This is a genomic window from Streptomyces sp. NPDC000134 (genome assembly GCF_042899225.1).
GTDB lineage: Bacteria > Actinomycetota > Actinomycetes > Streptomycetales > Streptomycetaceae > Streptomyces.
Genome location: NZ_JBIAZN010000024.1, coordinates 1 through 20,223, shown reverse-complemented (window position 1 = coordinate 20,223; position 20,223 = coordinate 1). Strand labels below are relative to the sequence as shown.

Below are 20,223 nucleotides of genomic sequence, written 5' to 3'. Positions count from 1 at the left end.
GGAGTCACTTCACCGCGACCTGGGAGATGTCCAGCACACCGGTCCAGTCGCTGATCACGACGTTCTTGATGTCCTTGCCGTACAGCCGCTTGTAGACGGGGTGGAACAGCGGCACGGTCAGCGCCCGCTCGCCGATCTTCTTGTCCAGGGCGCCCCAGCGCTCGGCCGCCGCGTCCAGGTCGGTGAGCTTGTTGATGGCGTCGATCTCGTCGTTGACCGACTCGTCGTCGAGGAAGCCGGTGTTGAAGTTGGCGCCGTCCTTCACGATCTGCCGGCCGTCGAAGATCGGGGCGAGGAACGGGCCGCCGGACGGCCAGTCGGCGCCCCAGTGCGCCAGGAAGAACCCGGGCTCGGTCTTCACGTCGTGGATGGTGTCGGAGTAGTCGTTCTCCTCCAGACCCTCCAGCTTCACGGTGATGCCGGCCTTCTTCAGGGCGTCCTGGAGGGCGGTGGCGATCTCCGGGCCGGTCTCGAAGTCCTTGGCGTTGGAGTGGGTGAGCGTGACGGTCAGCCCGTCGGGGTGGCCCGCTTCCTTCAGCAGTTGCCTGGCCTTGGCCGGGTTCCCGGAGTCACCGGCCGGGAAGTGGTCGTAGGGCGTGTACCCGAAGGACTTCTGGTTCGGCAGATACGTCGTGGCCGGCTCGGCCAGCGACGAACCGCCCGCCGCGTTCACCACCGAGCTGCGGTCCACGGCGTACGCGACGGCCTGGCGCACCTTCGGGTCGTCGAACGGCTTCACCTCGGGGTTGAAGGCGAGGTAGTTGGTGTAGCCGAAGTGGCCGGTGCCGACCCGGGAGGCGAGTTCCTTGTCGCCGCTGACCTTGGCGAGTTCGGCCGGGCCGAGGTTGGTGTCGGTGGTGACGGCGGCGGCGTCGGCGCCCTGGGAGGCGGACAGCCGCTGGTTGATGACCGAGGAGTCCAGGCCCGAGCGGACGTCGATCCGGTCCGGGTACGCCTTGCGTTCGGCGTCCGTCTTCGCCGACCAGTGCGGGTTGCGCTCCAGGACCAGCCGTTCGCCGTCGTTCTGGTTCTCCACCACCTTGTACGGGCCCGAGGAGACGGGGTGCTTCTCGTACTCGGTGCCCTTGTCGGCGGATTTCGGCACCGGTGCGAACTGGGTCTGGGTGGCCAGGTAGGGGAACTCGCCCTCGGGCTTGTTCAGATGGAAGACGATGGTCCGCTCGTCGGGCGTCTCGATGGAGTCCAGCCCCTTGCCCTTGTCCTTGTAGGGCCCCTGGTAGTCGGCCCCGCCGATCAGCCAGTCCCGCAAGTAGGGGGCGCCGCCGGACAGTTCGGCGGCGAAGGACCGCTCGATGCCGTACTTGATGTCGGCGGCGGTGATCTCGGTGCCGTCCTCGTACTTCAGCCCTTCCTTCAGGGTGTACGTCCACACGGTGGCGTCCTTGTTGGGACGGCCGGTGTCGGTGGCGAGGTCGGGCACCACCTCGGCGCCCTCGGCCCCGTTCTCCCGGTTGCGGGTGGTCAGGGTGCGGAAGACCAGGGAGGGCACGTTGCCGCCGCCGGAGGTGTAGAGCCGGGCCGGGTCGAAGTCCTGCTGGGGGTTGGCGTTGAGGACGGTGAGCGTGCCGCCCTTGCGGGGTTCGGCGTCCGCGCCGCCGGACTTGGCATCGTTGTCCTCCGGCCCGCAGGCGGCCGCACCGGCCGTCACGATCAGGCTGACGGTCAACGCGGCGGCGGCGCGGCGCGTTCTGCGGGACGAGTGCGACATCGGGGAACGACCTCTCGGACGAGCCGCCTCGGGATCTCGGGCGGCGGTGACACGGGGGGAGACTGTCGGAGGAGTTCGCCCCGGCACGGTCGTGACGGCCGCCGGACACCGACCGGCACGCGAAGGCGCACCGGGGAATCCGGAGGAGGTCAGGAAAGGTCGAGCAACGCGACGTACGCGCCGGAGGCGGACGTCAGCGACAGAGAATGTCGGCCACGCAGAGCGGGGTCACACCGATCAGCGCCAGCTCGAAGGCGGCGCGTGCGGCGGCGTGGGCGGACGACATGGGCAGAAATATGAACGAACTTACGACAGAAGTCAAAGCGGCCGGGGTGCCGCCGCGGCCGGGGCCGGGCGGCACGGCCCCGGCCCCGGTCACACCGCGGGGTGCCCGCCCGGCGCCCCGGCGGCCTCGCGGCCGGTGAGCAGCGCGCTGACCTCGGCCGCCGTCGGGTGGATGTACAGCTCGCGCAGGGTGACCGGGGGCAGTCCGGCCCTGCGCAGCGCGCCGGACAGCTTCACCGCGAGCAGTGAGTTGCCGCCGAAGGCGAAGAAGTCGTCGTCCGGGCCGACCTGCTTGCCGAGGACCTCGCGCCACACCCGCAGCACCGGGTCGTCCGCCGGCTCTCCCGCCCCGGCGGCCTCGGCGGTCTCGGCGGTCTCGGCGGCCGGCTTCAGTCCGCTCACGTCGATCTTGCCGTTGACGGTCAGCGGCAGTTCGGGCAGCAGGGTGAAGGTGGCCGGCACCATGTACTCCGGCAGGTAGCGCGCCGCCCGGCGCCGGATCTCCTCCACCGGCACCGCGTCGTGCTTCGCCACCAGGTACGCGTCCAGGCGGACGCCGGCCGCGTCGTCGGTGTCGCCGCCGAGCACGACCGCCGCGGCGGTGACGTCGGGGTCCTCCAGCAGGACCGAGCGGATCTCGCCGAGTTCGATGCGGAAGCCGCGCACCTTGACCTGGCCGTCGATCCGGCCGAGGTGGTCCAGGCGCCCGTCCGGGCGCAGCCTGCCCAGATCGCCGCTGCGGTAGACGCGTTCCCCCGTGACCGGGTCGGGCCCGAACCGGGCGGCGGTCAGCTCCTCCTGGTTGAGGTAGTGACTGGCCACGCCCGCCCCGCCGACGTAGATCTCGCCGGGCACCCCGAAGGGCTGGACGCGGCCCGCGGTGTCCCGCACGGACACCGACCAGCCGGGCAGCGCGCGGCCCACCGACCGGGAACCGGCGGCGGTGTCGGCGGGAGTGAGCGTCTGGCTGGTGACATGCACGGTGGTCTCGGTGATGCCGAACATGTTGACCACCCGGCACCGGGTGTGCGGGTGCCGGCCGAACCAGTCCTGGAGCAGCCGCACGTCCAGCGGCTCACCGCCGAAGACCACCAGCCGCACCGCGAGTCCGGCCGGGCGCCGCAGGTCGGCCTCCTTGAGCATGGCGAACGCGGACGGGGTCTGGCTCAGGACGGTGACCCGGTGCCGTACCAGCAGGTCGTGGAAGTCCTCCGGGCCGCGGGCGACGAAGTACGGCACCACGACCAGGTGCCCGCCGGTCAGCAGCGCGCCCCAGATCTCCCACACCGAGAAGTCGAACGCGCTGGAGTGGAACATCGTCCAGGTGTCCGCCGGGCCGAGCCGGAAGTCCTCGGCGGTCGCCGAGAGCAGCGCGCCGACGTTGCGGTGGGGGACCGCGACGCCCTTGGGCCGCCCGGTGGAGCCGGAGGTGTAGATGACGTAGGCGATGTCGTCGGGGCCGGCGCCCGGGTCCGCGACCGGCGCACCGGTCAGCTCGCCGGGGTGCAGGACGCTCACCCCGTCGACGGCGGGGAAGTCCGCCGCCGAGGCGAGCACCGTCCGGGCACCGGAGTCGGTCACCGTGTGCACCAGCCGCTCCGCCGGATACGTGACGTCCATCGGGACGTACGCCGCACCGGCCTTGAGCACCCCCAGCAGGGCGATCACCAGGTCGGCGTCCCGGTCGAGGCAGACACCGACCAGGTCGCCCGGTGCCACCCCGTGGCCGCGCAGCGCGCCGGCCACCGCGTCGGACCGGGCGTCCAGCTCGCCGTAGCTCAGCGTGCGGTCCGCGTCGGTCAGCGCGGGGGCGTCCGGGCGGGCGGCGGCCACCGCGCGGAACAGTTCGTGGACGGTCGCGGCCGAGGTGCCGCCCCGGGCGGGGGTGCGTCCGGCGGCGATGATCGCGGCGGCCTCCCCGGGGTCCACCAGTTCGACGTCACCGACCCGGGTCCCGGCCGGGGCGTGCGCCAGGGCGTCCACCAGGCGGTCGACGTGCCCGGCGAACTGCCCGGCGATCACCGGGTCCAGCACCTCCTCGTCGTACCGCAGGACACCGCTGAGGGTGCCGTCCGCGTCGTACTGCCAGGCCAGGGTCACCGGGAAGACCGGTGCGAGGACGGGCCGGTAGACGTCACCGGCGCGGCCCTCGGTCAGCAGGACGCCGACCGCCGGAGCGCCGGACAGCGGCGCCCCGTCGGTGGTGCCGGCGTGCGCGGCGGCGTCGAGCAGGTCGGACAGGGCGGTGGCGGCCCCGGCCGGGAGCGTGACCGACCGCTGGGTGTCCGCCGTCTCCGGTCCTGCGGTGAGCAGTGCGAACTCGGCGTGCTCCGTCCCGCCGTAGCGGGCCAGCACGGCCGCGGTGGCCGCCACCGGCACCGCCACCGCCGCGTCCCGCGCGACCGTCGTGGTGGTCAGGACGACGGTGCCGGTGCGGCCCGCCCCGGCCGGGTCGCCCAGGCCCCAGGGCAGCTCGGGCGGAGCGCCGTGCCGGGGGCCGGCGCCGGCGGCCGGTTCGGGCAGGGTCACGGGGAGCGCCGGGTCGGTCAGGGCCGAGGCCAGTTGGTCCAGGGCGCGCCGGTCCACGGCGCGGCGGTGGGCCACCAGCACCAGGTCGGCGGCGCCGTCGGCGTACTCCAGTACGACGGCCCGCGCGACGACCGGGGCGCCGTCGACCGCGCGGCCGGCCTCCCGGCCGCGGCGCCGATGGGCGATCGTGTCACCCGCCGTGACCTCCAGCGTCTCGTCGAACAACTGAGTGCCCCGCAGCACGGGGTGACGGTCCGTCAGGGCGGCGAGGTGAGCGCGCACGGCCGCCGCGCCGGTCCCGGCGGGCAGCCGTCTGACGAGGCTGTGGCAGGCGCGGGCGGGGTCGGCGCCGAACTCGGCGCGGGCGAAGAACCGACCGCTCGGGTGACCGGCCGCGGGGACCTCCGCGACCGCTTCGCTGGAGACGGACACACGCACTCCTTCGGGTGAGGCCGGGAAGAGGGGTCAGCGGGCGGTGAACCCGGCGTCCACGGGGACCACGGAGCCGGTGACCTTGCGGGAGTCGTCACCCGCGAGCCAGACCGCGGCACCGGCGACATCGGCCGGGTCGACCAGCGAATCGGTGGCCACCGACTCCAGGTAGACGGCCTCCTGTTCCTGGTAGCTGATGCCGAGCGCTTCGGCGACGACCGCGGTCATCTGGCCGTCCATGGCCGGGTCGTCCCGGACCGGGCCCGGACACAGCGCGTTGACCCGGATGTTCATCGGCGCGTAGTCCAGCGCGGCGGCCTTCGTCAGGCCGACCAGCCCGTGCTTGGAGGCGACGTAGCCGGCGAAGTGGCGGTAGCCGACGAGACCGGCCGTCGAGGCGACGTTGACGATGCTGCCGGACCGCTGGGCGACCATGACCGGCGCCACCGCGGTGATCAGGTGCCACGGCCCGGAGAGGTTGACGTCCAGCAGGGCCCGCCACTCCTCCTCGGTGAACTCGTGCGTGGCCTTGCCCGACGGCGCCCCCACCCCCGCGTTGTTGATCAGGGCGTCGATCCGGCCGAACCGGTCCACCGCGGCCGACACGGCCGAGGTCACGGCGGAACGCGAGCGCACGTCGGCGGTGGCGACGAAGACGGCCGCGCCGTTCTTGCGGCACCGCCGCGCGGTCTGCTCCAACTGGTCGGCGGAGCCCAGGGCGTAGGGGATCTCCGGCAGGTCCTCGCCGATGTCGATGAGCACCACGTCCGCGCCCTCCTCGGCGGCCCGCACGGCGCAGGCCCGGCCGATCCCCCTGGCCGCACCGGTGATGACGACGGTCTTGTCACGCAGTCCCATGGGTGAGCCTCCTGTCGGCCCCGGTGCGGCCGGCGGCGATGGTCTCGGAGATCAGTGCGAGCAGCGGTCCCGGGTCGTCCGCCGGATACATGTGCTCACCCGGCAGCTCGGCCAGGGTGAAGCGCGCGCTGGTCACCTCCCGCCACGCGGCCACGTCGGCCCGGGAGACGAACGAGTCGTCGGCGGCGTGGATGCCGGTCGTCGGGACGTCGAGCGGGGGCCCTTCGGCCGGCCGGTAGCCCTCGTCCATGGCGTAGTCGGCACGCAGGGTCGGAATCAGCAGCTCGCGTATCTCCGGTACGTCGAAGGCGTCGTACCGGCGCCCGGTGGTCTCCTGGACGTGCCGGAGGAAGGCGTCGTCGGTCAGCGCGGACACCTCGCTGACCGGGCCGGCGGACGGCGGGCGCGCCGCGCTGACGAACAGGTGGACCACCTCGGCGCGTCCGGTGGCGGTCAGGCGCCGGGTGAGTTCGTAGGCGAGGACCGCGCCGAGGAAGCAGTGCCCGAACAGGGCGACGGGGCCTGCGTCCGCGGCTTCCAGGGCGGCCGGGAGCAGTGCGTCCGCGGCGATGTGCACGTCCCGGTACGGCTCCTCGTCCAGCAGGCGCTCCCGGCCGGGAAGCTGGAGCGGGGTGGCCACCACCCCGGTCAGGCCCGACCTGTTCCACGGGCGGAAGAAGTTCGCTCCGCCCCCGGCGAACGGCAGGCACAGCAACGGCACCCCGTCGCGCTCCGGGGTCGTCGGCTCGGTCACGGCATCGCCTCCAGGGGCGGGACTCCCGGAGGGCCGGTGGTGCCGTCCGGGGCGGATGGATGGGGGATGGCGCAATGGGCGTGGGCGTGGGCGTGGGCGTGGGCGTGGGTGCGGGCACGGGTGCGGTGCGGCGGTCAGGGGTAGGCGTAGAAGCCCCGGCCGGACTTCCTGCCCAGCAGTCCGGCCTCCACCATCCGCAGCAGCCGGGCTGGCGGCGCGTACTGCGCCTCGCGGAACTCCCGGTGCAGGGACTCGGCGATCGCGGTGACGACGTCCAGGCCGATCAGGTCGGCCAGCCGCAGCGGCCCCAGGGGGTGCGAGCAGCCGAGCGTCATGCCCTGGTCGATCACCTCGGCGGTGGCGACGCCGTACTCGACCATCCGTACGGCGCTCAGCAGGTAGGGGATCAGCAGGGCGTTGACCACGAAGCCGGACCGGTCCGGCGTACGGATCGGTGTCTTGCCGAGGGCCACCTCGACGAACTCGGTCATGCGCCGCAGGGTGTCTTCGCCGGTGAGCAGCGTCCCGGTCAGCTCCACCAGCGGCAGCGCGGACACCGGGTTGAAGAAGTGCGTGCCGACCACCCGTTCCGGTCTGCCGGTGACCATGGCCAGGCGGGTGACCGGCAGCGAGGAGGTGTTCGACGCGAGGACCGCCCGGGGGGAGCGGACCACCTTGTCCAGCGCCACGAACAGCTCGGCCTTCTGCTCCTCGTCCTCCCGGATCGACTCCACCACCAGGTCGCGGTCGGCCAGCGCGTCGAGGTCGGCGGTGAACTCCAGGCGCCCGAGCGTGGCGTCCCGCTCGGCCCCGGTCAGGGTGCCGCGCGACACGGCCCGCTCCAGCGAACCGGTCAGCCGCGCCCGCCCGGCGGGCACGGCGGCGGGCCCGGAGGCCACCACCACGACGTCCAGCCCGGCCCGGCCGCACAGCACGGCGATTCCGGAGCCCATCGTCCCGCAGCCGACGACGCCCACCCGGCGGATGCCCCCCGGCGGGCCGGCCACCCCGGTCACGCGGGCACCCCCCGCCGCGGCGGCCGGGCGCCGGCGGGACGGGCCGGCGGTGTCGGGCCGCCGTCGGCCGGTGCGGGCCGGGAGGTGTCCCGCAGCGGGGTCAGCCGGTCGGTGCCGATCCGGGCGCGGAACGCGGGGTCGGTGACCCCGAGCCCGGCGGCCGGGGCCAGGCACAGCACACCGACCTTGCCGGTGTGCCGGTTGTCCTGCACCAGCCGGGTGGCCTCGCCGATCTCGTCGAGCGGGTACACCGTCGACAGCGCGGGGGCGAGCATGCCCCGCTGCACCAGCCGGTTGCACTCGTGCAGCTCCTGCCAGTTGGCCGCGTGGCTGCCGATGATCCGCTTGAGGTTCATCCACAGGTAGCGGTTGTCGTACTGGTGCTGGTAGCCGGTGCTGGACCCGCAGGTGACGACCGTGCCGCCCTTGCGGACCACGAACACCGAGATGCCGAAGGTGGCGGCGCCCACGTAGTCGAACACCACGTGCGGGTCCTCGCCCACCTCGGCCCGGATTCGCCCGCCGAGCCGCTTGCCCAGGACGATGGCCTCCTCCGGGCTCGGGATGTGCCGGCCCAGCCCGATGTCCTGGCGGTTGACGACCACGTCGCAGCCGAGCCGGCGCAGCGCGCGGGCCTTGTCCTCGGAGCCGACCACCCCGACCGGGATGCCGCCGCCCGCCTTCACCAGTTGCACCGCGTAGGCGCCCAGGCCGCCCGTGGCTCCCCAGATCAGCACGATGTCGCCCTGCTTGATGCGCGCGCCCCGGTCGCCGACCAGCATCCGGTAGGCGGTGCTGGCGCACAGCGGTACGGACGCGGCCTCCTCCCAGGTCAGATGGGCGGGCTTGGGCACGAGCTGGTTGACCCGCACCACCGCGTAGTGGGCCAGGCCGCCGAAGTTGGTCTCGAAGCCCCACACCCGCTGCTGGGCGCCGAGCATCCCGTCGCTGTGGGTCGCGGGTTCCTGGTCGTCCACGTAGGACGGCGAGACGACCACGTGGTCGCCGACGCGCCAGTGCCGTACGCCCGCGCCGACCCGGACGACGACCCCGGCGCCGTCCGAGCCGAGCACATGCTGCGGCCGGTCGTGCCGGGCGGCGTATCCGCCCTGGCGGGCGAACCGGCGCAGGAAGTCGAAGGTGGGCAGCGGTTCGAAGGTCGCCGACCAGACGGTGTTGAAGTTGACCGAGCTGGCCATGACCGCCACCAGGGCCTCGTCCGGCGCCAGTTCCGGCATCGGCACCCGGCCGACCCGCAGGGAGCGGCGTACGTCCTTGTCGGGGGCGTCACCGAACATGCCGACGTCCTCCGCGTGCAGATGCGCGGCGAGGTATTCGCCCGGCACGTCCTCCCGGACCAGTTCGTCAGGCGAAGCGCCCGCGAGCACGGCTTCGGCTAATGCGTCCATCAGGAATTCCTTTGACCTCGGTGCGGGGCGGGCGCGGTCACCGCCGCGCGGCGGAGTCCGGCCGGAATCAGGCTTTTTCGGCGGCGCGGGCGGTGACCGGCCGCGCGTTGTCCCGATCGCCCCGGTCGGGAGGGCACGGGGCGTACCCGGAATAGGAGAAGGCCCGTTCGCGGGCCGCTGCCGGGCCATCGTGGCACAGAACCCCAGGGGGATACAGGCCCGGACCGGCGGCCGGGCGGCCGGTCATTCCGCCGTCCTTGCGGCGTCGGCGGCCGGGTCCTAGCGTGGCGTCAGCATTCCAGGGTGGCTGCGGTTGCCGGGTGTCCTGTCGACAGGACGACACCGATCTGTGCACCGAGCCCCGGCCCTGTCGATTTCCCTTTTCGAGCACCCCCGTGACGATCGAGGATGGTGGCAGTGAGCACGAACCCTTTCGATGACGAGGACGGCCGTTTTCTGGTCCTGGTCAACGACGAGGACCAGCACTCCCTGTGGCCGGTCTTCGCCGAAGTACCCGCGGGCTGGCGGGCGGTCTTCGGCGAGGCGGCCAGGACCGAGTGCCTGGAGTACGTCGAACAGCACTGGACCGACCTGCGCCCGAAGAGTCTGCGCGAGGCCATGGCGGCGGACTGAACCCGGCCCGCGGCGGACGGACCGCCGAGCGAGCGGGTGCACGCCCGGATCGACACATCGGTGGGAGAGGAAGGCTGTGGGGTGCGTCCAGTGAGAACCGCGAACAGTTACCGGCCGGCGCCGGCGGGCACCGGCCAGGATCTCGCGCAACGCGATGTGGTGCTGCCCTTCGTGGGGAAGCAGGCGCAGGTCCGGAAGACGGGGATGATCTTCTCGCGGAACCTGTCGGAGCGGTCCTGGGAGCGCATCGGGGCCAACCTGCGCGAACTCACGAACTCCTCGGCGTGGTGGCTCGGCGACTGGCTGATCTTCGGGGAGACCGCCTACGGCTGGCGGCGGTACCGCGAGGCGATCGAGCGCACGGGGCTCGACTACCAGACCCTGCGCAACTACGCGTGGGTGGCCCGGCGGTTCGAGTACCACCGCAGGCGCGACGGCCTCAGCTTCGCCCACCACGCCGAGGTGACCCGCCTGTCGCCGTCGGAGCAGGACTACTGGCTGCTCAAGGCGGAGCGGCAGAAGTGGTCGCGCAACGAACTGCGCCGGGCGGTCCGCGCCAGCCTGGCCGAGCAGACCGGCCCATCCGCGAACGGCGGCGACGAGCGGCCCGACCCATCCGCGAGCGGCGGCGACGAGCGGACCGGCCCGCCCGCGAGCGGCGGCGACGAGCGGCGCGGGACACCCGCCGCGGCCGGGGCGGCGGACCCCGGCGGACGCCGGCGGGAGGCCACCACCCTCACCATCGAGCTGTCCGCCGGCCAGCTCGCCGCCTACTCCGAGGTGGCCGCCGCCCAGGGTCTGCCCGTCGGCAAGTGGGTGACCCAGGTGCTCGACGCCGCCGATCACCGCACCGCCTGAGAGCCGGACCAGCCCCCTTCCCGTGGCCCGCCGGCGGCCCGCCCGACCGGACCCCTCCGTATCGGAGACAGTTGATGATCCTTCAGGGAAAGCGGGTCGCGCTGCCCTCGGCGCCCGTCGTCCACCAGCGGTTCGAGGCACACGCGGCGGCCACCCCCGACGCCGTGGCCGTCCGCTGCGCCGGGCGGCAGGTGACGTACGCCGAACTCGACGCGCGGGCCAACCGGTTCGCGCACCACCTCACCGCACGCGGGATCGGCCGGGGCGCGCTGGTCGGGATCTGCCTCGACTACTCGGTCGACCTGGTCGTCGCCCTCCTCGGCACGCTGAAGGCGGGCGCGGCCTACGTGCCGTTCGACCCGGCCTACCCGGCGGCGAGGCTGAAGCTGCTGCTGGGGCAGGTCCCCGGTCTCGCCCTGGTCGTCACCTCCCCGGCGACGGCCGGCCTGGTCGGGCCGGCCGTCGAGACGGTCGACCTGGAACAGCTCTCCGAGCACCTGGCGGGACTTCCGGTGACCGGCCCCGGGGTCCCGGTCACCGGGGACGACCTGTGCTACGCCGTCTTCACCTCCGGGTCCACCGGCACCCCGAAGCTGACCGCGGTGCGGCACCGCAACTGGTACAACCTGCTGAACTGGCTGACGCTCGAATACCGCCTCGACCACCGGTCCGGCAACCTGGTGGTCAGCGCCTTCGGCTTCGACCTCTCCCAACGCGCCCTGCTGACGCCGCTGTTCTGCGGCGCCACCCAACACCTCCTGGCCAGCCGGAACTTCGACCCCGCGATGGCCTACCGGACGCTGGACCGGCACGGCATCCGCGTGGTGCACTGCGCCTCCAGCACGCTCTACCTGCTGGTCGACTGGGAGACCGCGCGGGGCGGCGCGGCGCTCGCCCGCCTCGACCACGTGCTGTTCGGCGGCGAGCCGCTGCGCGTGGAGCGGATCGCGGACTGGGCCCGGCGCGAGGACAACACCTGCACGCTCCTGCACCAGTACGGCGTGGCCGAGTGCACGGACGTCGCCACCTCCTACGACCTCGCCGGCTACCGCCCCGGCGACCACGACATCGCCCCCGTCGGCACCCCCGCCCACAACACCGACATCCACATCCTCGACGAGCGGATGCGCGGCGTCGGACCGGGGGAGTACGGCGAGATCTGCATCTCCGGCGCCGGCGTCGGCGCGGGCTACCTGGGCCGCACGGGACCCGAGTCCGAACGGTTCACGACGGTCGAGATCGACGGCACACCCCGCGGGCTGTACCGCACGGGCGACCGCGGCCGGGTGAACGAGGACGGTGAACTCGTCGTCGCCGGCCGGCTGGACGCGCAGGTGAAGGTGCGGGGCATGCGCATCGACCCCGCCGACGTCGAGCGCGCGCTCGGCAGGCTGGCCGGGGTCCGGGAGGCCGCCGTGGTGGTCCGGTACACCGGCTCCGGCGACGCCGAACTGATCGCGTTCGTCGTCCCGGCCGGCGAGGAACTCGCCGAACACGACGTGCGGGTCCGCCTGCTGGAGACACTGCCGCGGAACATGGTCCCCGCGCGATTCCTCACCATTTCGCGCCTTCCGCTGAGCCCGCACGGGAAAGTGGACCGCGCGGCACTGGCCGACCGATGCGAGAACCACTACGCGGACAGCGGGGCTGTGTGATGACGACCGACCGAGTGCGCGCCATCTGGTGCCGGGAACTCCAGCGCGACGACATTTCCCTGGACGACGATTTCTTCGCCCTCGGCGGCCAGTCCGTGATCATGGCCAGAATTCAAATGGCCTACATCGAGGAGATGGGCGTCGAGGTTCCGGTGGACCAGATGTTCCTCCGTCCCACGGTGGCCTCGATTTCCGAGTACATCGAATCCACCTGACCAGAGAGGCGTCATGTACGACGTCATTGTCATAGGTGCCCGTTGCGCGGGTTCACCGGCGGCCATGTTGTTCGCCCGGCAGGGATATCGGGTCCTGCTCCTGGAGAAAGCGCGCTTCCCGCAGGACACGCTGTCCTCGCATTACCTGCACCAGCCGGGAGTGGCGCTGCTCGGCCGGTGGGGGCTGCTCGACGAACTCCGAGCCGCGGGCTGCCGGCCGATCGACCACCAGAGCTACCAGGCCCCCGGCGTCAGGCTGGACGGCTTCTCCCTGCCGGTCGACGGCCACCGGACCACGTACGCGCCCAGGCGGTTCGTGCTCGACCCGATCCTCGCCGGCGGCGCGGTGGCCGCCGGCGTGGAGTTCCGGCAGTCCTGCGCGGTCAACGACCTGGTCTTCGAGGACGGCCGGGTCACCGGGGTGCGGTACACGACACCCGGCGGCACCGAGGCGACGGACCGGGCGAAGCTGGTGGTCGGCGCGGACGGCATGCGCTCGCTCGTGGCCCGCCGGACCGGCGCGCGCAACGTCATCGAACACCCGCGCATGACCTGCACCTACTACAGCTACTGGGCCGGGGTCCCGGCACACTTCGAGCTGTACGAGCGGCAGGGCCGCTGGATCGGGGTCATCCCGACCAACGACGACCTCACCCTGATCATGACGTACTTCCCGCAGGACGAGTTCGCCACGGTCCGCACCTCGGTGGAGTCCGCCTACCTCGACGCCGTCCGCACGACCGCGCCCGAGCTGTACGAACGGATGTCGGCGGGCAGCCGGGTGGAACAGCTCTACGGCACCGGACACCAGGAGAACTACTTCCGCCAGGCGTTCGGCCCCGGATGGGTGCTCCTCGGCGACGCGGTGCACCACAAGGACTCCATCACCGCCCGCGGGATCACCGACGCCTTCCTCCAGGCCCGGTCGCTCACCGAGCACATCGGGGCCGACCTGCACGACGACGCGCGGCTCCAGGCGGCGCTGCGGCGCTACGAGGACGACCTGGAGGACACCTTCTCCGACGTCTACCAGGGCGCCCTCAACGTGGCCGAACTCAAGCCCGAGGGCCGGGCCGAGCTGCTGCGCCACCTGGTCGGGCACCAGGACCTGATCGACCGGTACTTCTCGACCCTGTCGGGCGCCTGCTCCATCGACGACTTCTACAACACCGAACTTCTGACGCTGCTCGACCAGAGCTGAGCGACGGCTCACTCCCCGGTGGTCCTGCCGATTTGGAGAAACAATGATCCCGTTGTCGTTTGCGCAGCGCCGGCTGTGGTTCGTGGACCGGTTCGAAGGCCCCTCGCCCACCTACAACGGCGCCTTCGCCCTGCGGCTGACCGGCGAGCTGAGCGTGGCGGCGCTGGAGCGCGCGCTCCGCGATGTCGTCGACCGGCACGAGATCCTCCGCACGGTGATCGACGAGGACGACGACGGTGTCCCGCACCAGCGGGTGCTGCCCGCCGACCGCCGGCCCTTCCGGCTGCCGGTCGTCGAGGCCGGTGCCGGGGACGAACCGGCGGTGGTCGACGAGGCGGCCACCGGCACCTTCGACCTGGCCGTGGACGCGCCGATCCGCGCCACACTGGTGCGCCGCGGACCGCTCCGGCACACCCTGGTGCTGGTGATGCACCACATCGCCGTGGACGGCGAGTCCTTCGGACCGCTGTTCCGCGACCTCATCACGGCCTACGTCGCCCGCCGGGAGGGCGCCGCCCCGGTGTGGGAGCCGCTCCCGGTGCAGTACGCGGACTACACGCTGTGGCAGCGGGACGTGCTCGGCGACGAAACCGACCCGGAGAGCCTGGCCGCCCGCCAGCTCGACTACTGGCGCCGTACTCTGGCCGACCTGCCGCAGCCGCTCGCCGTCCCCACCGACCGCCCGCGTCCGAAGGCGATGAGCCGCCGCGGCGACATGGTCCCCTTCTCGATCGACCCCCGGCTGCTGCGGTCGGTGGAGAAGCTGGCCGCGCGGGCGGACACCACGGTGTCCATGGTCATGCACTCCGCGCTGGCGGTCCTCCTGCACCACCTCGGCTGCGGCGACGACGTGCCGATCGGCGCACCGATCGCCGGCCGCACCGACGAGGAACTGCGGGACCTCGTCGGGTTCTTCGTCAACACCTGGGTGCTGCGCGTCGACCTCTCCGGCAACCCGACCTTCCACCAGGTCCTGGAGCGGGTACGGGACCGGGCGCTCGCCGCGTACGACAACCAGGACATCCCGTTCGAGAAGCTGGTGGAGCTGCTGAATCCCGACCGGTCCACCGCCTACAACCCGTTCTTCCAGGTGATGCTCGCCTGGCAGCCGCCCGTGCCGGAGATGGAGTTCCCCGGTCTGGAAGCGCGGGCCGAGAGGCTGGAGACCCGGACGGCCAAGTTCGACCTCTTCTTCGACCTGATCCCCGACGGCTCGGGCGGGGCGCGCTGCCGCCTGGAGTACGCCACCGACCTGTTCGACCGGGACACCGTCGAGGGCTTCGCGCACCGGTTCGTCCGCGCTCTCGGCCGGCTCACCGCCGACCCGGGGCGCCGGGTCGGCGGCGTCGACGTGCTCGACGCGGCCGAACGGGAGCGGTTGCTCACCGGGTACAACGACACCGGCACGGCGGTGCCCGAGCTGACGGTCCCGGACCTGTTCGCCCGGCAGGTGGCCCGGACACCGGACGCCCCGGCCGTCGTGTGCGAGGACCGGACCCTGACCTACCGGGAACTCGACGACCGGGCGAACGGTGTCGCGGCGGAGCTGGTCCGGCGCGGCGCCGGACCGGAAGACCTGGTGGTGCTCGCCCTGCCGCGCACGGAGGACCTGGTGGCCGGACTGCTCGGCATCCTCAAGTCCGGCGCCGGGTACCTGCCGATGGACCCGCAGTACCTCGCCGGACGCGCACGGACCGTGCTCGCCGAGGCGGCCCCGCGGTTCGCGGTCACCGACACCGCGACCTGGCGGGACCTGCGGGACCTGTCCCCGAACGACATCACGACCGTCGACCTCGACCACCGCGAGCGGTGGGCCGCCCCGCCCGAGGGGACACCGCACCGGCCGCCGCACCCGGACAACCTGGCGTACGTCATGTACACCTCCGGCTCCACGGGCCAGCCGAAGGGCGCGGCGATCACCCACCGCGGCGTCGTCAACGGCGTACGGGAGCTGGTGCGCGTCCTCGACGTGCCGCCGGGGTGGCGGATGCTGGCCGGCACCTCGGTGAACTTCGACGTCTCGGTCTTCGAACTGCTGACCGCCCTGTCCACCGGCGGCACCGCCGAACTGGTGCCCAACGCCCTGGCACTGGCCGAACGGGACGCCTGGCGGGGCCATGTGATCAGCGCGGTCCCCTCCGTGCTCGGGGAACTCGTCGGCCACCTGGAGCAGACCACCGACGTACGCACGGTCGTCCTCGCGGGCGACGTGCTCCCGGCCCGCCTGGTGCACGAGGTGCGCCGCGCGCTTCCCGGCGCACGCATCGTCAACTCCTACGGGCAGAGCGAGAGCTTCTACGCCACCACCTTCTCCCTGCCGCCGTCCGAGGAGTGGACGGACGACGCCGTCGTCCCCATCGGCACCCCGCTCGGCAACATGCGCGCCTACGTCCTGGGCCCCGGCCTCGCCCCCGTGCCGCCGGGCGTGACCGGCGAACTGTACGTCACCGGGACCTGCCTGGGCCGCGGCTACCACGGCCGCCCCGGCCTGACCGCCGAACGCTACGTCGCGAACCCGTTCGGCCCCCCGGGCGAGCGGATGTACCGCACCGGCGACCTGGCCCGCTGGAACGCCCGCGGCCACCTCGAATGCCTGGGCCGGAGCGACGGACAGGTCAAGGTACGCGGCTTCCGCATCGAGACCGCCGAGGTCGAAGCGGTGTGCCTGCGGCACCCCGGCATCAGCCAGGCCGTGGTGATCAGCCGGGAGACCCCCTCGGGCGGCCGGCGGCTCGTCGCCTACGTGGTGCACACCGGCGGGGGAGCCGTCGGCGACGACGGCGCCGGCGGCATCGGCGACGTGGCCGGCCTGGCCGGTGCCTCCGCCGGTGACCTGCGCAGGTTCGTCGCGGCCCGGCTGCCGGACTACATGGTGCCGGCGGCCTTCGTCACCCTCGGCAGCCTCCCGCTCGGCCCCACCGGCAAACTGGACCGCTCGGCACTGCCCGAACCGGAGTTCACCGGGGATACCTACCGGGAGCCGCGCACCGAGGCCGAGGCGATCATCACCGCGGCGTACGCGGACGTCCTCGGCGTGGACCGGGTCGGCGCCGACGACGACTTCTTCGCCGTGGGCGGGGACAGCCTGCGCTCCCTCCAGGTGGTCGCCCGCGCCCGCGCCCGGGGCCTGGAGCTGACCACGCGGGAGGTCTTCGAGTGCCGTACGGCGGCCCGGCTGGCCGAGGCGGCCGCCGCCCGCCGGGACCGGGTGCCCGCCCTCGCGGAGGACGACGGCGGCGGAGTCGGCCCGATGCCGCTGCCGCCGGTCGCCCGGCACGTGTTCGAGCACGGCGGCGGAACGGACCGGTTCGCCATGGCCATGGCCCTGGACCTGCCCGCCGGCCTCGACGCCGGCGCACTGGCCGCCACCCTGGACGCCGTCCTGGACCGGCACGACCTGCTGCGCGCGCACCTGGTACCCGGCGACGAACCCTCCCTCGTCGTCCGCCCGGCGGGCACCGTCCGGGCGGCCGACCTGATCCACCGGGTCCCCTGCGACGGCCGGTGGGAGGACACGCACCTGCTCGACCTCGCCGAGCGGGAACTGGACGCGGCCACCGGGCGACTCGACCCGCGGGCCGGAATCATGGCCGCCTTCGTCTGGTTCGCCACCGGGTCCGGCGCCGGCCGGCTCCTGGCCGTCCTGCACCACCTGGTGGTCGACGGAGTCTCCTGGCGCATCCTCATGTCGGACCTCGCCGAGGCATGGCAGCAGGTCCGCTCCGGCCGCACGCCCGAACTGCCCGCCGTCGGCACCTCCGCCCGCCGCTGGGCGTCGGCGCTCGCGGCCGCCGCGCTCACCCCCGAACGGGAGGCGGAACTCGCGTACTGGCGGGACCTGCTGGAACTGCCCGACCCCCCGCTGGGCACCCGGCCCTTCGACCCGGCGGTGGACGTGATGTCCACGCTCGGCACCGTACGGGTGGACCTGCCCGCCGACGTCACCGAGGCCGTACTGACCGCACTCCCCGCGGCCTTCCGGGGCACCGGCACCGACGTGCTGCTCGCCGCGCTCGCCCTCGCGGTGAACCGGTGGCGCGGCACCGACCGCTCGGCCCTGGTACGGCTGGAGGGACACGGCCGCGAGGAGGACCTCGCCCCCGGCGCCGACCTCTCCCGCACCATCGGCTGGTTCACCAGCATGTACCCGGCCCGGATCGACGTCGGCGGGATCGACCCGGCCGACGTGCTGACCGGCGGCCCCGCGGCCGGAGAGGCGATCAAACGGGTCAAGGAACAGATCCGCGCGATCCCCGACAAGGGCATGGGCTACGGACTGCTGCGCCACCTCAACCCGGAGACCGCCCCGCAGCTCGCCGAGTACCCGGCACCGCAGATCGGCTTCAACTACCTCGGCCGGATCTCCGGCACCGACGTACCCGAGCACCTGCGCGGCCACGGATGGGGACCGGCGCCCTGGTCCGCCGAACTGCTCCCGGCACCCGACCCGGACCTGCCCGCCCTGTCCGCGCTGGAGGTCAACTCCGTCGCCACGGACACCGCCGACGGCCCCCGCCTGCAGACCGCGTTCATGTTCCCCACCGGCGTACTCTCCCGCGAACAGGTCACCCGACTGGCCGACTTGTGGGTCGAGGTACTGCACGGCATGGCCGCGCACGCCACCCGCCCGGGGATCGGCGGGCTGACCCCCTCGGACGCCCCCCTGGTCCCGGTGCGCCAGGACGAGATCGACACCTGGGAGCAGCGCTACGGCAAGCTGGCCGAGGTCTGGTCGCAGGCACCGGGCCAGTCCGGCATCCAGTTCCAGGCCGCCGTCGCCGACGGCTCCTTCGACGTCTACCACATGCAGTTCGTCCTCCACCTGACCGGGCACGTGGACCCGGCGCGGATGCGGGCGGCCGGACAGGCCCTCCTCGACCGGTACCCGAACCTGCGCTCGGCGTTCCTCACCGCGGCCGGCGGCGACCCGGTGCAGGTCGTGCCGGAACACGTCACCCTGCCCTGGCGGCACCTCGACCTGACCGGCCGCACCGAAGCCGAACAGGACACGGCACTCGACCAGGCCCTCGCCGACGACCGGGCCGACCGCCTCGACCCCGCCCGGCCGCCCCTCTTCCGCATGGCCCTGCTCACCTGCGGACCGCGGCGGGCGAAACTCCTCATCACGGCCCACCACACCGTGTTCGACGGCTGGTCCTCCCCGCTGGTGTTCAAGAACCTGGTCCAGCTCTACTCCGCCACCCGCGAACTCCCGCCGGTCCGCGGCTACGGCGACTACCTGGCCTGGCTGGCCACCCGTGACCGCGAGGAGTCGGCCGCCCGCTGGGCCGCCGAACTGGCCGGCTTCGACCAGCCCACCCTCGTGGTCCCCAACGCCCCCCTCCAGGAGGAAGCCGCCGCCCTCGGACGGGTGGAAGTACCCCTGTCCATCGACAAGGGCCGCGAACTCGCCCGGCGCGCCGCGGAACTCGGCGTCACACTGAACACCCTCCTGCAAGGAGCGTGGGCGATCCTGCTCGCCAAGCTCACGGGACAGCAGGACGTGGTGTTCGGCGCCGCCGTCAACGGGCGCCCCGCGGACCTCCTCGGCTCGGAGGAAATGGTCGGCCTGTTCATCAACACCCTGCCGACCAGGGCCCACTGCCGACCCGAAGACCGCGTCGGCCACGTCATCACCGACCTCCAGAACCGGCAGACCGCCCTCCTCGACCACCACTACTACGGGCTCGCCGACATCCAGCGCGCCGTCGGACTGCCCGCCCTGTTCGACACCATCGTCGTCTTCGAGAACTACCCCGTCGACCGCGAGGGCATCGTCGACGCCAACCTCGAAGCGGGCTTCACGATCGACGCCATCCGGCCGTTCGCCGGCTCCCACTACGCCCTCACGCTCAACGCCTCGGACCCCTACCTGCGACTCTCCCTCGACTACCGGAAGAACCTCTACGAACGCGAGGCCGCGGAGCAGATCGCCGCCCGCCTCGTCCGCGTCCTGGACCAGGTGCTCCAGGACCCGACGGTGCCGGTCGCGGCCGTCGAGGTACTGGCCGAGGACGAACGGGACTGGCTGGTACGACGCGTCAATGACACGGCGCGTGCGGTGGTCGGGGGGACGTTGCCGGGTGTGTTTGAGGCGCAGGTGGTGCGTGATCCGGGTCGGGTGGCGGTGATCGGTGAGGGTGAGCGGTTGTCGTACGGGGAGTTCAACCGGCGTGCGAACCGGTTGGCGCATTGGCTGGTGGAGCGGGGTGCGGGTGCGGAGCGGTTGGTGGCGGTGCGGGTGCCGCGGTCGGTGGATCTGATGGTGGCGGTCTATGGGGTGGTGAAGTCGGGTGCGGCGTATCTGCCGCTCGATCCGGAGTTGCCGGAGGAGCGGGTGCGGCATGTGCTGGACAGTGCGCGGCCGTTGCTGGTGCTGGACGGGACGTTGCCGGAGGTGGAGGGGTATCCGGACACGAATCCGGAACGCGACCTGTCGCCGGACAACGCGGCGTATGTGATCTACACGTCGGGGTCGACGGGTGGTCCGAAGGGTGTGCAGGTGTCGCATCGGTCGATCATGAATCGGCTGGCGTGGGGGCTGGGGTATTTCAGTGTGGGTGGCGGGGACCGGGTGTTGTTGAGTACGTCGGCGGGTTTTGATGTGTCGGTTCCGGAGTTGTTCGCGCCGTTGCAGGTGGGTGGGGCT

Annotated in this window: 13 protein-coding genes; 6 read left to right on the top strand and 7 right to left on the bottom strand. The window is 72.8% G+C overall.

Features of this window, described 5'->3' with window-relative positions:
• Positions 1–4: 4 nt before the first annotated feature.
• From ACFY32_RS29050 to ccrA, 7 genes are all read right to left on the bottom strand, one after another.
• On the bottom strand, positions 5–1,729 hold the full coding sequence (locus tag ACFY32_RS29050) for an ABC transporter substrate-binding protein (RefSeq protein ID WP_359199459.1): 1,725 nt from the start codon (positions 1,727–1,729) through the stop codon (positions 5–7).
• Positions 1,730–1,922: 193 nt separating this feature from the next.
• Complete coding sequence (locus ACFY32_RS29045) at positions 1,923–2,015, bottom strand: Ms4533A family Cys-rich leader peptide (RefSeq protein ID WP_359199456.1); 93 nt, start codon at positions 2,013–2,015, stop codon at positions 1,923–1,925.
• Positions 2,016–2,104: 89 nt separating this feature from the next.
• A complete protein-coding gene (locus tag ACFY32_RS29040; protein WP_390675796.1) occupies positions 2,105–4,975 on the bottom strand; it encodes an amino acid adenylation domain-containing protein in 2,871 nt (956 codons plus the stop codon).
• Between the two features lie 33 nt (positions 4,976–5,008).
• The gene (locus ACFY32_RS29035; RefSeq protein WP_390675795.1) at positions 5,009–5,833 is read right to left on the bottom strand and encodes an SDR family NAD(P)-dependent oxidoreductase; all 825 of its coding nucleotides are present in this window, start codon (positions 5,831–5,833) and stop codon (positions 5,009–5,011) included.
• Positions 5,820–6,587 (bottom strand): thioesterase domain-containing protein, encoded by a 768-nt coding sequence (locus ACFY32_RS29030; protein WP_359199447.1) that lies wholly within the window; start codon positions 6,585–6,587, stop codon positions 5,820–5,822. The genes ACFY32_RS29035 and ACFY32_RS29030 overlap by 14 nt, the downstream gene beginning before the upstream one ends.
• A 134-nt stretch (positions 6,588–6,721) precedes the next feature.
• Positions 6,722–7,603 carry a 3-hydroxybutyryl-CoA dehydrogenase gene (locus ACFY32_RS29025; RefSeq protein ID WP_390675794.1) on the bottom strand — a complete coding sequence of 294 codons (882 nt, stop codon included), beginning with the start codon at positions 7,601–7,603 and terminating at the stop codon, positions 6,722–6,724.
• Complete coding sequence (ccrA, locus tag ACFY32_RS29020; RefSeq protein WP_390675793.1) at positions 7,600–9,012, bottom strand: crotonyl-CoA carboxylase/reductase; 1,413 nt, start codon at positions 9,010–9,012, stop codon at positions 7,600–7,602. Before ccrA ends, ACFY32_RS29025 begins: the two co-directional genes overlap by 4 nt.
• Positions 9,013–9,429: 417 nt before the next feature.
• On the opposite strand from ccrA, the gene ACFY32_RS29015 reads away from it, so the two are divergent.
• The 6 genes from ACFY32_RS29015 to ACFY32_RS28990 all read left to right on the top strand — a co-directional run.
• On the top strand, positions 9,430–9,645 hold the full coding sequence (locus ACFY32_RS29015) for an MbtH family protein (protein ID WP_359199438.1): 216 nt from the start codon (positions 9,430–9,432) through the stop codon (positions 9,643–9,645).
• Positions 9,646–9,735: 90 nt separating this feature from the next.
• Positions 9,736–10,503: an LmbU family transcriptional regulator gene (locus ACFY32_RS29010; RefSeq protein ID WP_390675792.1), complete on the top strand. Its 768-nt coding sequence runs from the start codon at positions 9,736–9,738 to the stop codon at positions 10,501–10,503.
• A gap of 74 nt (positions 10,504–10,577) precedes the next feature.
• Positions 10,578–12,158, top strand: coding sequence for an amino acid adenylation domain-containing protein (locus tag ACFY32_RS29005; protein WP_390675791.1), 1,581 nt, complete (start codon positions 10,578–10,580; stop codon positions 12,156–12,158).
• Positions 12,158–12,373, top strand: a complete 216-nt coding sequence (locus ACFY32_RS29000) for a phosphopantetheine-binding protein (RefSeq protein ID WP_359199429.1) — start codon at positions 12,158–12,160, stop codon at positions 12,371–12,373. Before ACFY32_RS29005 ends, ACFY32_RS29000 begins: the two co-directional genes overlap by 1 nt.
• A 13-nt stretch (positions 12,374–12,386) precedes the next feature.
• Positions 12,387–13,574 (top strand): NAD(P)/FAD-dependent oxidoreductase, encoded by a 1,188-nt coding sequence (locus ACFY32_RS28995; protein WP_359199426.1) that lies wholly within the window; start codon positions 12,387–12,389, stop codon positions 13,572–13,574.
• 43 nt (positions 13,575–13,617) lie between these two features.
• The coding region (locus ACFY32_RS28990) for an amino acid adenylation domain-containing protein (protein WP_390675790.1) at positions 13,618–20,223 on the top strand (6,606 nt) is incomplete at its 3' end.

Bases quoted from the DNA above. Each gene is read 5' to 3' on its own strand.
- ACFY32_RS29050 (WP_359199459.1), bottom strand. From the start codon at position 1,729: ATGTCGCACTCGTCCCGCAGAACGCGCCGCGCCGCCGCCGCGTTGACC.
- ACFY32_RS29045 (WP_359199456.1), bottom strand. From the start codon at position 2,015: ATGTCGTCCGCCCACGCCGCCGCACGCGCCGCCTTCGAGCTGGCGCTG.
- ACFY32_RS29035 (WP_390675795.1), bottom strand. From the start codon at position 5,833: ATGGGACTGCGTGACAAGACCGTCGTCATCACCGGTGCGGCCAGGGGG.
- ccrA (WP_390675793.1), bottom strand. From the start codon at position 9,012: ATGGACGCATTAGCCGAAGCCGTGCTCGCGGGCGCTTCGCCTGACGAA.
- ACFY32_RS29005 (WP_390675791.1), top strand. From the start codon at position 10,578: ATGATCCTTCAGGGAAAGCGGGTCGCGCTGCCCTCGGCGCCCGTCGTC.
- ACFY32_RS29000 (WP_359199429.1), top strand. From the start codon at position 12,158: ATGACGACCGACCGAGTGCGCGCCATCTGGTGCCGGGAACTCCAGCGC.
- ACFY32_RS28995 (WP_359199426.1), top strand. From the start codon at position 12,387: ATGTACGACGTCATTGTCATAGGTGCCCGTTGCGCGGGTTCACCGGCG.